Source organism: Pseudomonas sp. ADAK21, from assembly GCF_012935735.1.
Lineage (GTDB): Bacteria > Pseudomonadota > Gammaproteobacteria > Pseudomonadales > Pseudomonadaceae > Aquipseudomonas > Aquipseudomonas proteolytica.
In genome coordinates this window covers 2,373,918-2,387,693 of sequence record NZ_CP052857.1, presented here as the reverse complement: position 1 = coordinate 2,387,693, position 13,776 = coordinate 2,373,918, and the positions used below count along the sequence as shown (strand labels likewise).

At 55.7% G+C, this 13,776-nt stretch carries 12 protein-coding genes and 1 tRNA gene; 11 read left to right on the top strand and 2 right to left on the bottom strand.

Annotated elements, in window-relative coordinates; translation table 11 throughout:
• The first annotated feature begins 292 nt into the window (after positions 1-292).
• From HKK57_RS10830 to HKK57_RS10810, 5 genes are all read left to right on the top strand, one after another.
• Positions 293-1,066 carry an ABC transporter ATP-binding protein gene (locus tag HKK57_RS10830; RefSeq protein ID WP_029295861.1) on the top strand — a complete coding sequence of 258 codons (774 nt, stop codon included), beginning with the start codon at positions 293-295 and terminating at the stop codon, positions 1,064-1,066.
• A 13-nt stretch (positions 1,067-1,079) separates the two neighbouring features.
• Positions 1,080-1,832, top strand: coding sequence for an ABC transporter substrate-binding protein (locus tag HKK57_RS10825; RefSeq protein ID WP_169390147.1), 753 nt, complete (start codon positions 1,080-1,082; stop codon positions 1,830-1,832).
• Between the two features lie 75 nt (positions 1,833-1,907).
• Entirely contained in the window at positions 1,908-2,603 is a 696-nt protein-coding gene (locus tag HKK57_RS10820) for an ABC transporter permease (RefSeq protein ID WP_029295857.1), read from the top strand.
• A 38-nt stretch (positions 2,604-2,641) separates the two neighbouring features.
• Positions 2,642-3,331, top strand: a complete 690-nt coding sequence (locus HKK57_RS10815; RefSeq protein WP_029295855.1) for an ABC transporter permease — start codon at positions 2,642-2,644, stop codon at positions 3,329-3,331.
• A complete protein-coding gene (locus HKK57_RS10810) occupies positions 3,312-4,535 on the top strand; it encodes a methyltransferase (protein WP_169390146.1) in 1,224 nt (407 codons plus the stop codon). The genes HKK57_RS10815 and HKK57_RS10810 overlap by 20 nt, the downstream gene beginning before the upstream one ends.
• Positions 4,536-4,765: 230 nt before the next feature.
• Here the strand turns inward: HKK57_RS10810 and bcsQ are convergent, their stop codons facing one another.
• Positions 4,766-5,659, bottom strand: coding sequence for a cellulose biosynthesis protein BcsQ (gene bcsQ, locus HKK57_RS10805; protein ID WP_237150397.1), 894 nt, complete (start codon positions 5,657-5,659; stop codon positions 4,766-4,768).
• A 141-nt stretch (positions 5,660-5,800) separates the two neighbouring features.
• Positions 5,801-6,649, bottom strand: coding sequence for an SDR family NAD(P)-dependent oxidoreductase (locus HKK57_RS10800; RefSeq protein WP_169390145.1), 849 nt, complete (start codon positions 6,647-6,649; stop codon positions 5,801-5,803).
• 253 nt (positions 6,650-6,902) lie between these two features.
• On the opposite strand from HKK57_RS10800, the gene HKK57_RS10795 reads away from it, so the two are divergent.
• The 6 genes from HKK57_RS10795 (at position 6,903) to HKK57_RS10765 (ending at position 13,556) form a co-directional block, all read left to right on the top strand.
• A tRNA-Thr gene (locus HKK57_RS10795) sits at positions 6,903-6,978 on the top strand.
• A 164-nt stretch (positions 6,979-7,142) separates the two neighbouring features.
• A complete protein-coding gene (locus HKK57_RS10790; RefSeq protein ID WP_169390144.1) occupies positions 7,143-8,471 on the top strand; it encodes a tyrosine-type recombinase/integrase in 1,329 nt (442 codons plus the stop codon).
• 902 nt (positions 8,472-9,373) lie between these two features.
• A complete protein-coding gene (locus HKK57_RS10780; RefSeq protein WP_169390143.1) occupies positions 9,374-10,354 on the top strand; it encodes an integrase domain-containing protein in 981 nt (326 codons plus the stop codon).
• Entirely contained in the window at positions 10,351-10,626 is a 276-nt protein-coding gene (locus HKK57_RS10775; protein ID WP_169390142.1) for a hypothetical protein, read from the top strand. The genes HKK57_RS10780 and HKK57_RS10775 overlap by 4 nt, the downstream gene beginning before the upstream one ends.
• Before the next feature lie 183 nt (positions 10,627-10,809).
• Entirely contained in the window at positions 10,810-12,195 is a 1,386-nt protein-coding gene (locus HKK57_RS10770) for an ATP-binding protein (RefSeq protein WP_169390141.1), read from the top strand.
• 293 nt (positions 12,196-12,488) lie between these two features.
• Complete coding sequence (locus tag HKK57_RS10765; protein ID WP_169390140.1) at positions 12,489-13,556, top strand: hypothetical protein; 1,068 nt, start codon at positions 12,489-12,491, stop codon at positions 13,554-13,556.
• Positions 13,557-13,776 lie beyond the last annotated feature (220 nt).

The following is a 13,776-nucleotide window of genomic DNA, read 5'->3' as shown; positions in this document are numbered from 1 at the left end:
CCCAATTAAAGGGCTGATAGGCACCGTTTACCCGTTTAACCCTTCCAACACCCGACCAAAGCTGGCACCATCGCGCCCTTTTTTACGCGACTGCCACGGGTTTATCGGTTAAAACGGCTGTTCGGTTGTTGATGGCGCGACACGCTGCTGTGCCGATGCGACAACCTGTCACACACTGTCTGTTTTACGCCCGTGGCGCTGTTGGCTGTCATCCGAACGCTATGCTAGCTTGGCGCCACGCCAGGAAGGCGACCCAACAGCAGGAACGCAATGAACACAATGAGGACCGCTCATGGCTTTGGCCGCGCCCGCGCTTGAAATCCGCAACTTGCATAAACGCTATGGTGAGCTGGAGGTGCTAAAAGGCATCTCGCTGACCGCTCGCGACGGCGATGTGATCTCGATCCTGGGCTCCTCCGGTTCCGGCAAGTCCACGTTCCTGCGCTGCATCAACCTCTTGGAAAACCCGCACCAGGGCCAGATCCTGGTGGCCGGCGAAGAGCTCAAGCTCAAGGCCGCGAAAAACGGCGAGCTGATGGCCGCCGATGGCAAGCAGATCAATCGCCTGCGCAGCGAAATCGGCTTTGTGTTCCAGAACTTCAACCTCTGGCCACATATGAGCATCCTCGACAACATCATCGAGGCCCCACGCCGCGTGCTCGGCCAGAGCAAGGCCGAAGCCATCGAAGTAGCCGAGGCGCTGCTGGCCAAGGTCGGTATTGGTGACAAGCGCCACGCCTACCCGGCGCAATTGTCCGGCGGCCAGCAGCAACGTGCGGCCATTGCCCGCACCCTGGCGATGCAACCCAAGGTCATTTTGTTCGATGAGCCCACTTCGGCACTTGACCCGGAAATGGTTCAGGAAGTACTTAATGTGATCCGCGCGCTGGCCGAAGAAGGCCGCACCATGCTGCTGGTCACCCACGAAATGGGCTTTGCCCGCCAAGTGTCCAGCGAAGTGGTGTTCCTCCACCAGGGCCTGGTCGAAGAGCAAGGATCGCCACAGCAGGTGTTCGAGAACCCGCTTTCGGCGCGCTGCAAACAATTCATGTCCAGCAACCGCTAACGGAGCAACATGCATGCAGAACTATAAAAAATTCCTCCTGGCCGCCGCCGTTTCCATGGCATTCAGCGCCACGGCCATGGCCGAGACTTTGAAAATGGGGATCGAAGCGGCCTACCCGCCCTTCAACAATAAAGACGCCAGCGGCAACGTTGTCGGCTTCGACAAAGACATCGGCGACGCCCTGTGCGCCAAGATGAAAGTCGAGAAGTGCGAAGTGTATGTCTCGGATTGGGACGGCATCATCCCGGCCCTGAACGCCAAGAAGTTCGACTTCCTGGTGTCGTCGCTGTCGATCACCGACGAGCGCAAGCAAGCCGTTGACTTCACCGACCCGTACTACTCCAACAAGCTGCAATTCATCGCGGCAAAAACCACGACAGACTTCAAGACCGACGCCGACTACCTCAAAGGCAAGATCATCGGTGCACAACGCGCGACATTGGCCGGTACCTACCTGGAAGACAAACTGCCAGACACCACCGCCAAGCTCTACGACACCCAGGAAAACGCCTACCTCGACCTGACTTCCGGCCGCCTGGACGGGATGCTCGCCGACAAGTACGTGCAGTACGAGTGGCTCAAGAGCAAAGACGGTTCGGCCTATGAGTTCAAAGGCGATCCGGTTGTAGAAAGCGACAAGATCGGCATCGCCGTGCGTAAAGGCGACCCACTGCGCGAGCGCCTGAACAAGGCCCTGGCGGAAATCAAGGCCGATGGCACCTACAAGAAGATCAACGACAAGTACTTCCCTTTCAGCATCGAATGATCCTGATGGGCCAGTCCGGCGCGCTCGCATGAGCGCGCCGGCTTTTCGCAATGCCTTGCGCGATATGAAAAAACCATGAATTTCGATCTCTACGGATTCGGCCCCGCACTCGCTGCCGGCGCGCTGATGACCGTCAAACTGGCGCTCACGGCATTATGCCTGGGGCTGGTGCTCGGCCTGGCCGGCGCCCTGGCCAAGACTTCCCCGTACAAGTTCCTGCAATGGCTTGGCGGCGCTTACTCGACGATTGTCCGGGGCATTCCCGAACTGCTGTGGGTGCTGCTGATCTACTTCGGCACGGTCAATATGATGCGGGCCCTGGGGGAGTTTTTCGGTAACCCCGACCTGTCGCTCAGCGCCTTCGCCGCCGGGGTGATCGCCCTGGGCCTGTGCTTTGGCGCCTACGCCACCGAAGTGTTCCGTGGCGCGATCCTGGCGATCCCCAAGGGCCACCGTGAAGCGGGCGTTGCCCTGGGCCTGTCGAAGCTGCGCATCTTCACCCGGCTGATCATGCCGCAGATGTGGCGCATCGCCCTGCCGGGCCTGGGCAACCTGTTTATGATCTTGATGAAGGACACCGCGCTGGTCTCGGTGATCGGCCTGGAAGAAATCATGCGCCACGCGCAAATCGGCGTGACCGTCACCAAGCAGCCTTTCACCTTCTTCATGGTCGCGGCCTTTATGTACCTGGGCCTCACCGTCCTGGCCATGGCCGGCATGTACTTCCTGGAAAAACGCGCCGCTCGCGGCTTTGCGAGGAGCACGCAATGAACGGCGACTATAGCTGGCTGTCGCATTTCGACCTGGGCCTGAACTGGGCCGTGATCATCAAGTGGCTGCCACGACTGGCCCAGGGCGCGACCCTGACCCTGGAACTAGTGGCCATCGCGGTGATCGCCGGCCTGCTGCTGGCGATCCCCCTGGGCATCGCCCGCTCCTCGCGCCTGTGGTACGTGCGCACCCTGCCCTACTGCTACATTTTCTTCTTCCGCGGCACACCGCTGCTGGTGCAGCTGTTTTTGGTCTACTACGGCCTGGCGCAGTTCGATGCCGTGCGCGAAAGCGCCCTGTGGCCGTACCTGCGGGACCCGTTCTGGTGCGCCACCGTCACCATGACCCTGCACACCGCCGCCTACATTGCCGAAATCCTGCGTGGCGCGATCCAGGCCATCCCGCCTGGTGAGATCGAAGCGGCGCGGGCGCTGGGCATGTCCAAACCCAAGGCGCTGTTCTACATCATCCTGCCGCGTGCCGCGCGCATCGGCCTGCCGGCCTACAGCAACGAAGTGATCCTGATGCTCAAGGCCAGCGCCCTGGCCAGTACCGTGACCTTGCTCGAACTGACTGGCATGGCCCGCACCATCATTGCTCGTACCTACCTGCCGGTGGAGATCTTCTTTGCCGCCGGGATGTTCTACCTGCTGATGGCCTATGTACTGGTGCGTGGCTTCAAACTGCTGGAACGCTGGTTGCGGGTCGATGCCTGCCAGGGCCGCTGATACCGGGTTGACGGGCGAGCGCCTGCTGGAACGCTTCCTCGCACTGGATGCGTTCCTCAGCGAACATCAAGGGCTGTGGCGACCACGGCCCTTTACCCATCTGCAATTGCCCTGGGAAACCCAGCATCCGCAACTGGCCCAATGGCTGCGCCAGCGCTCGCTGGCAGAGGCCGAAAGCAGCCACAACCTGCCCACTGAACTACAAGCACCGGCGCCGTTTCCCCACTGGGCGCAACTGGCCGCGCGCTTGAGTGCTGTGGATAAGTTACCGTCAGGCGCACTGCATACGCCGCCGTCGCGCCTGAATGTGGATGTACCCGGGCGCAAATGGCAGCAGATCGAGGCGTTTGGCGCCGCCCTGCAGTTTGCCCGGCGCCCCGCCCATTGGCTCGACTGGTGCGCCGGCAAAGGCCACCTCGGCCGTCGCCTGCAGCAACCGGGGCAGCAGTTGACCTGCCTGGAATACGATCCCGCGCTGGTTGCCGCCGGCAAAGCCCTCAGTGATCACCATCGACTGCCGGCGCTGCATCGCGAGCAAGATGTGATGGCCGAGGCCGCCGCGCAGCACCTCACCCGCGAACACACCCCGGTTGCCCTGCATGCCTGCGGCGATCTGCACGTGCGTTTGCTGCAACTGGCCAGCGCCGCCGGCTGCCAGCACCTGGCCGTGGCGCCCTGCTGTTACAACCGCATCGGCAGTGAGCAGTACCAGGCGCTGTCGGCCCCGGCCCGCGCTTCGGCACTGCGTTTATCACGGGAAGATCTTGGCCTGCCACTGAGCGAAACCGTCACCGCTGGCGCGCGGGTGCGCCTGCAACGCGACACCTCCATGGCCCGGCGCCTGGGCTTCGACCAACTGCAGCGGCAACTGCGCGGGCGTGATGAGTACCTGCCCACGCCGTCACTGCCCAGCGAATGGCTGACGCGGCCCTTCGCTGATTACTGCCGGCACCTGGCGGCGCTCAAGGGTTTATCCACAGGCGAACAGGATTGGCCAACCCTGGAGCAGCACGGCTGGCAACGCCTGGCGCAGGTACGAAACCTGGAGTTGGTGCGTGGCCTGTTTCGCCGCCCACTGGAAGTGTGGCTGGTGCTGGATCGGGCACTGTTTCTGCAAGAAAACGGCTACAAGGCTCAAGTCGGCCACTTCTGCGAAACCTCCCTGACACCGCGCAACCTGATGGTGCTCGCCGAGCGCGATTAAAGGGCAGGGCGACCTGTGGATAAGTCTGTTGATGGATTTTTTGAAGCCCCCGCATCTACGGGCTCCACAGGCCAAAATGCTGACTGGTCATTTTTTGTTCACAAAATAAAACGCACACAAAACAGGCAGTTGCAGCGTAATGAGAACAGCTCCACAAAATGACTGTTTCCATACCTGTACAACCAACAGATTGTGCATAAGCATCTGCGGTTAGCCGTATAAGACGTGGTTCAAGCGCCATCCAATCGCTGGCACAGCACATGGATATCGTCACAGGCCATGCTCGCAGCATCCCTCTCCAGAGGGTCCTCGCCAAAGGCCAGCGCCTCACTGATATGCGGATCGCGATGGATCACTTCCAGGCCATCTTCCCCAAGGCGTTGCTTGAATAAGTCCACCATATCCAGACTGAAGGCGCTGCCGTCGTCCAGTTGATTGACGAACATGTGGCAACGCGGCGCCGACGGGCGCGCAAGGTATGGCGCCAGCAACCGCTGCATCTGCTCCAGCGCGCCGAGCGACGCCGCGTCTGCCAGGGCAACCACTACCACGGTATGGGCGACGTGCAATGCCTGGTGCAGGTAAATGTTATTGCCGGCGGGAGTGTCAATGATGACCGTGTCCTCCTCACCCAACCCCAGGTGCGACAAGTGCTGCGCCAGCCACTGCGGGTCTTGCTTGAGCCAGCGCTGCAGGTCTTCTTGCTGTTGCATGTCGGTCTCGCCAAACACCAGCACCCGGCTGCCGCAGAAGCCCGGCTGGACAAGTTGATCCCAGGCCTGATTACACAAGCTGGCACGACCGATTCCCGGGCTGTCGTGGGGCAGGCCAAAATGCAGGTGCAGGGCGTTTTGCGGGTCCAGCTCCAGGACCGTCACCGCCCGCCCCAGGCGTTGCAAGCCACTGCCCAGCGCCGTCGCCAGGGTGCTACGCCCCACACCACCATTGACCGATACCAGCACCACAACCTGCGCTCGGCAGGCTGGCATGACGGTGGGATGGGGTTGTTCGGTGGGGGAAGGCGCGTCGTCGAGGGGGGTATCTTCGAAGAACTGCAGCGTCGACGTCATCGGTTGATCATGACTGGCAAAATTCTTTGCAAAACGTTCGTCGTCCTGGCTCACAGCCCATCCTCCCTTGTCACGGCGCCTCCTGCTGGGCATGGGCGCACTTGTTGTTCACGCAGTGTGTGACAGGACTAGGGGGGGTGTCATTATTTTGGTGTTTTTTATCATAGTGATTGCGACGAACGGCCAAACGTCAATTTAGTGGCTTTCTTTTATCCGCTCCCACTGCTGCGCAACCTGCTCGGCACTGGACGCACTGACCCGCGCCAGTTCGACGGGATAGTCCACCCCCGGATTCTCGACAAACCGCGTCGCAGTAAATTGACCGTTGCTGGCGCGCAGGATGTAGCCGGTGTCCTGGCATTGCCCCGACGCCAGGAACACCACCCCGGGCGCTACCCACTCAGGCTTGAGATTATCCGGCTCGCCATCAACCCCCCACATGCGCGTCTTGGCCACCGGCGAGACCGCATTGACCAAAATCCCGTCTTTAGCGCCCTCCATACTCAGGGCATTCATGATGCCCAACTGCGCCATCTTCCCGGCCGCATAGGCCACCAGACCGGGCTGGGCATATTGCTGGTACATCGCCCGATCAGAAGACGTCAGCACCACCCGCGCCGCCGCCGATTGCTTGAGGTATTTCCAGGCATGTTTGCACAGCCAAATGGGCGTATAGACATTGATATCCAGCGCACGCCCGACAAACGCCGCGTCCGCCTGCTCAATGGCTTGATACCCCACCCAGCCAGCGTTATGAATCAGGATATCCAACTGACCAAATGCGGCGATGGCCACCTCGACCAACTGCCGGCAACCCTGCTCGCTGGACAAGTCACCCTGATGATCAACCACCCTCAACCCCTGAGCCTGCAGACGCCGCGCCGCATCCTCGGCGACGGCATTATCGCCCCCCGAACCGAGGTGATCGGCGCCGATATCACTGACCACCACATTAGCCCCGCGCCGGGCCAACGCCTGTGCGTAGACAAAACCCAAGCCACGGCCTGCACCGGTGATAACGGCGGTTTTTCCTGCGAAGTTCATGGGCTTTTCCTCATTGAGTGCCACCTCAACTTAACAACGAACAACGGTGTTGTTTAATACTGATCAAGGGGCGGTTTGATACCTTCTGCGTATCAAGCCTCACGCCACCCCAAGGCCTGGGCACAGGCCCTCATCAGCCTTCGCGAAACCGCTGGAACGCACGACCAGAAGGGGAAAAACCGGGTTCTGAAAAATAGTCAGAATTCAGGGGTTTACAGAACCTTTTCAATCGCTATAATCGTCGCCCTAACACGCCGGTATAGCTCAGTTGGTAGAGCAACTGACTTGTAATCAGTAGGTCCCGGGTTCGACTCCTGGTGCCGGCACCACATTAGGCTCCATTGCATTCCACCGAATGCTCTGGAAGCCCCGAAAACCCGCCCTTTGGCGGGTTTTTTCGTTCCAAGACCCTCTGTCGGGATCCAACAAAATCCCCCTTCCCCGAGGGTATGTTAGGGGTACTGCGATTTCCCGGTCAGGAGCGCGTACCCCTATGCCACGTCTAGCGATCCCCCTCAGCGACCTGCAATGCCGCACGGCCAAAACCCGCGAACGCGCCTACAAACTGTTCGACGGCGGAGGCATGTACCTTTTCGTCAAACCCAATGGCGTGAAGACCTGGCGCTTGAAGTACACCAAGCCCAGCGGCAAGGAAGGTACGCTCATCATCGGCAATTACCCCATCGTTACCCTTTCCGTCGCACGACGTAAGCGAGACGAAGCCAAGGCGTTGCTGCTAGACAACCTCGATCCAATGGAAGAAAAGAAGAAGGCCAAGATCGTAGCCCAGCGGGCGGCACTGCTTTTCGAAACCGTTGCTCTGGAGTGGCACGCCGACATGTCCCGTCGCTGGACCGAAGGACACGCAAAAACCGTGATGAGCCGACTGCGTACCCACGTCTTCCCGTTGATCGGCCAACGACCCATCGCTGAACTCGATACCCATGACCTGCTAGAGATCACCCAGCGCATCAAGGAACGCGGCACCATGGATGTGGCGTTAAGGGTACAGAACTACTTATCCACCATCATGCGCGGGGCCAAAAGGGCTCGGCAGATCACCATGAATCCTGCACTGGATCTGGCAGGCTCGATTCACGCGCCACGCACAATCCATCGTCCGGCCCTATCCCTCAACCGCCTACCCGAATTGCTACACCGTATCGACAACTACAACGGCCGCGAGCTAACGCGCCTTGCTGTGCTACTGACTCTGCATGTATTCGTCCGCTCCAGCGAACTGCGCTTCGCTCGATGGAGTGAGTTCGACCTACAACGCGCCATGTGGGAAATTCCCGATACGCGCGCACCGATTGAAGGGGTACGCAACTCCACACGTGGGACCAAGATGAACGGCGACATTCAAATGGTTCCGCTATCGCCGCAGGTCATCGAAATACTGGAGCGCCTGCGAAGCCTCAGTCGCTTTTCAGAGTTGGTGCTACCGGGCGACCACAAGTACTGGAAGCCCATGTCCGAGAATACGGTGAACACCATGCTCCGTAACGTCGGCTATGACACTAGCAAGGACGTGTGCGGCCACGGCTTCAGGACCATGGCCTGTAGCGCTCTGCTGGAGTCCGGGTTATGGACCGACGCAGCCATCGAAAGACAAATGAGCCACAAGGAACGCAACCGCGTGCGCGCCGCGTATATCCACAAAGCTGAATTTCTGGAGCAGCGCCGGCTGATCATGGCGTGGTGGAGCAACTACATCGACGCCAACCGCCATGGGCATGTGACGCCACACGAATTCGCTCACCCAGTCGGCGACAACATCACGGCCCTACAAAATAGCCGTGGCGCATCCAAACGTGGGTAAGCCTGTGAGATCACCGCAGTCCGCCCTTCCACGCGGGTCCATCCAAGCAGGGCTGCAAAGCCGCCCTGCTTGGATGGACCTCACTTAAAAAATCTAAAGCCCACGCAACTGTCTGTGGAAAACCACTGATTTCCACCGGTGGATAATTTCATCCACAGCCGCAGAATCCCCGAAAATTCGAGCCTTGACCCGAATTATCCACAGGCGTAGAAAAGATCGGGCAAAGCGCTGTCGTTGACAGCAACCCAGGTAGCCAGAACCTTTAAGGCTACGCCACACCGTGGTGGTTCACCCAAAGTGCGATTAGCGTCCGGCGGCTCGCACGGTCACAGCGATGTGATGGATGCCTACTTTTACCAGTGTGCCCACTGCGGCAACTCACACCCCTTCCTAGCTGTTCTGCAGCAACCTACCCGCTTGGCCATTTCCTTGCGCCAACCTGCGCCCGTCTCTTTCTTCCGGAAAGAGACGGGCGCTCCTACCGCTGCTGCAGCCCAACTTGGACAAGGCTTTGCGGCATTCCCCTCGTGACAATCGGCGTGACAAACACCGAAGTCACCAGCAACAGCGATGCAGATGATGGTGCCGCAGCCCAAGGAATGGACTGCACCTGACTGACAGTCAGGCACGCCCCGGTAATCGCATCACTGCCTTCACCCGACTCAGGATCTCGCGGCGCTGCTCTCGTCAGCCAGTGCAGCCTCCACCCGCCCACCACTATCGGTGTTCAGGAGGCCAGATCATGAGATGCCCAAGCTCCCGGTCGTAAAGAGCCGTCAGTCCCGCGTTAGTGGACAACCCTCACAGGTCGCAGGGGCCTTGATCCCTGATAACACTCAACATTCTTGGCGGGATGACGTGGGGAAAGTTTTAAAAGGTTTGGCTTCGAGAGGAGTTCGATCATGGCATTGGTGGGCAGGCGAGATGGACGCAATTTTGGCTATGGTCGGCAGTTGAGCTATGCCGGGCCACAGGCATTGAAAGATCTGTTTGGCGGTGGACATTACGGGACCGTCAAAGCACACAGTGATCGCTGGCAGGCGTTTGTGCGCTGGTGTCGCTCGGAGGATGGGCCGGGGTTTAACGATGCTCGGCAAATTGATCGACAGACCCTGCGGGACTATGCCGAACATCTGCGTCACCACGTTGAACAAGGTGAGCTCGCCATCACCACTGCGCAAAATCGATTATCCAGCGTTAACCGGACTATGGCTGCGCTTCGCGGAGATCAGTATGTGAAGGTGGCAAGTCCGAGCAAGGCGTTGGGAATGCGGCGCACCAGTGTTCGTCACTCGGTGCCCCAAGGCCAAAACCATGACCACCTGAAGCGGATCGTCAACGTGCTCTGCGAGCATCAGCAGTCGCGCGCCGCCGCCATCGCGCAGTTAGCGCGAGCTACTGGCATGCGCTTGCGCGAGGCGATTTTGGCCGACCTTCCGCGTCTAAAACGTGAAGCCGAACAATTCGGCAAGATCAACATCCAGGACGGCACCAAAGGTGGCCGTTCAGGCGCGTCAGCACCTCGTTGGATTACGGTGAACGATCACATCCGCGGTGCACTAGCATTCGCCAATCATGTCTCGCCTGACGGTAGCCGCAACCTACTTGCACCGAACGAAACCTACCTCGATTTCCAACGGGGAATCGTCCGTCCTGCACGGAACATCCTCCATCAGTACAACCTCAAAGGGTTCCACGAATTGCGGGCAGCCTATGCGTGCGAACGCTATGAGCAAATCACCCATCATCCCGCCCCCATCAAAAGTGGCCATTGCTATCAACTCGACCGACGCCTAGATCAGGATGCCCGAGTGCAAATCAGCTATGAGCTGGGGCACAGTCGTATCGACGTGATATCGGCTTACATTGGTGGCCGCGCATGAGCACGGCATTCGATATGGAGCTGTTCATCTCCGGCGTCTTGACCGGGTCGCATACCACGCGCCAACGTCACCTGCGCCAGGCGAAGGCTATCCAAACCGCAATCGCTGAGCGCTGGCAACGCGACAATCCATGGACTTGGAAGAGAAAACACCTTGCGTGGTTTTTGAATCACCACCTAAACCAGCACACTGAATCGACGCGCTATTACTATTTGCTGACCCTGCAATTACTCACTCATCGTCTAGGAAAAACCTGGCAGTTCAACCGCTAAACGAAGGTCAGAAAACGGCCAAAAGCAGTCAAGAGTGTCCACGAAGTCTTTCCCAATTCACCTCGACTGTATACGCCCTGCCTTTGAATCCGTTCGTTGTCAGCCCAGATACTAGAAGTACGGAGCATTCACAGTGGCCATATGTCATCATACCAAGTCAACCTTAGCTAGAAGGAATCTAGGATGTTGCGTGAAATTGATGACGAAGAAGCGAACTTCTATTGCACGGAAGACGAGGGTGACTTTTTCGATCGTAAGGCGTTTGAAATCAGACCAGCAAGTCTTGAGAAAATTGTAGTCGCATTCGCAAACTCGGACGGTGGTGAGGTTTTAGTCGGGATAAAAGACGAAAAACATGAGCCGGACCCTTTGAAACGTTGGGTCGGGGCCGATTCAAGAGAAGCTTACAATCAGCATTTGGACGCACTTATTCGCTTAAATCCAACCGTTGATTTTAAGCACGCTTTTTTGAAGCGTAAGTCAATGAGTCGAAATTATGTTCTTAAAATCTCTGTAGGTAAAGGATTGGAAGTGCATGAGGCATCCGATAAGTCCGTCTATGTAAGGAAAGGTGCCCAATCTTTGATTGTAAGGGGTGCGGCAAAACTGATGGAACTAGCTTATGCCAAAGGCAAGATATCAGCAGAAGATAATGACGTTGAAAATGCTAGGATTGAAGATATAGAAAAAAGCTCTGCACTAACTAGTTTTATAGCACAACTACCAATAACCGATAAGGACCCACTGAATTTTTTACTTCAGGAAAACCTGTTTAATCCTGAAACATGGATCCCTAAAACCTCCTCGGTACTTCTTTTCTCCGAAAACCCCTCAGCGCTGATGAGATCTCAGTGTGCGATTAGAATTGTCAGGTACGACACTCAAAAAGATGATATCGACCGAGATGCTTTAACCTCCGATATCTTTAGCATTGAGGCCCCCCTGCATCTTCAGGTCTCCGAGGCCTTAAAGAAAGTTAAGGAAATGCTAGATAAATGCAATGCATGGTCATTAAATGGATACCAACCTATAAGTTTTCCAGATGAGGCGCTTTGGGAAATTTTGGTAAACTCGGTAATTCACAGAGATTATTCGATTTCCGATAACGTATTAGTTAGTATTTTCAACAATAGAGTTGAAATAAAAAGCCCCGGGCGGCTACCAGGCCTGGTGACGGTTAATAATATTCTAGATAATCGAGCCTCTAGAAATCCAAAGTTAGTCAGATTGCTTTCTAAATACAGGTCCACGCCAAATAAAGATCTTGGCGAAGGTATGAACACAGCATTTCAGCGGATGCGGGACTTCGGCTTTGTTGAGCCCGTTGTCCAGCAAGTTGACAACTACGTAATAGTAACGCTGTATCACAGACCCAATAAGCCAGCTGAAAATTTAGTATTAACATTTATTGAGAATCACGGCTCGATTAACAACGCACAGCTTCGCGACTTGGCAGGAGTGTTGTCTCCGGAACAGGCCACTGCTATTTTTGGTGGAATGAAAGATAGGAACTTGATCCGCAGGTTAGATGAATCGACTGGCGCCAAGGTCAAGTGGGTTAAAGCATAGATCCCCATGCTTTGACTCACCCATGCTTTTGTAAATACATACGGCTGGCCGCTTGTGGCAAAAGCTGCCTTGGCAACCGAAAATAGATCTGCCCCTTTTCCTCCTCACGTCTAAAGTGGCATTGGTGAGCTACCGTTTGGGGTTGTAAACTACCGCTAGTGAGCAGCTGCATCCGACGGTTGATGGCGAGAATTGGCGAACTGAGATCAATGCAGATGCTGAAGCAACATACGTATATTACGGCAAAATATTAGTTACCTTAATTGACCAAGCAGCGCCAAGGCCATAAACAAATGAGCAAGCATACTTTACACTTTATAAAACCTTGCAGAAAAACAGACAGCTCTCCGAGACTCACTCCAAATATAGTAGCGGAAAACAAACGCAGGGGAATTGAAACCACATTACTTCTTGATCTAAACATCCTAATAAGAATGGAAGATGTTATTCTACGAAAACACAGCCCTAATGACTTTGACTTGACCAGACTCATAAACTTCATCAACCTTTGCCCATCTGAAAGTTTATGCCTTACGCCGGGACTTGCACTAAGTGAAGTCCACCCGAAATTTAAGAAGCTTAGCTTTGAGATCTATGAGGTTTTTTTATCGATTTTCTGTCCCGGAATGGTCGATCATCCAACCGCAACGAGAAATACACTGAACGAAGAAGAGCGAACACGGGCGTATGAGTTTTCGGAACTTAGCATAGAAGAACAGTACCTTTATAGCGTTTCACTCTTCTCACTCATGCAGATACACATCATAAGCGCCAAACATCACAATCTATCTGGCGTCGAAAAATTTGAACTTTACCTAGCTCGTGTATGTGGCGATATAGACATGCTTAGCGCCGTGGAAGCCGAAATAGCTAAATATTGCTTCTGTGATAAAAAACTCAAGTATTCCAAAGCCCTCAATGACAAAATTGAGCATATTAAAGAAAACTTTATGAGTGGAAACTCAAAACCAAAACAGCGTTTCATAAATATTTTTAATGGCGTGCAAGATCTAAAGTATATAAGAGGTGCTCTAGAATTCTCCCAAGAGTATTTTTATGGAAAACCCCAAGACACATGGATAGCCACACTCGACTCAAAGCTATACTGGTTGAGTGAGTCCGTTCATCATTATCCTGTAGCCGGAGAGAGGGATGGTAAATATTTTAGTATCGTCCGATCTCCAGATCAGGAGACATGCGATTATTGGATGTCAGTTGACCGACTACAAGAACATCTTCAAGAAAAGAGGCGGTTAAACGGTAAAGGCGTTGCACCACTGGGTAAAGACGGCATGCCTCGCATACATAAAACTCTTACAACAACAGGGTTCGAAGAGTTCTTTGCGGTATTCAAAAACTAATAACTATTTGAAACAACGTACAGGGACGAGGCGCTTACTCTAACGACCCCTTACACCTCTTATTCGGCTGCTCAGCGTCGAAAATCGGGACAAACCGAAAATCGGGACAGATTTATTTTTGACGTACCTCCAGCGGCCACTTTTAACTGATTTCTGCCTTTGGCCAACGGCGCCGTTGAGTCGTATGAATGTAGCGGGGCCGATTTAACGAGGCTCGCGC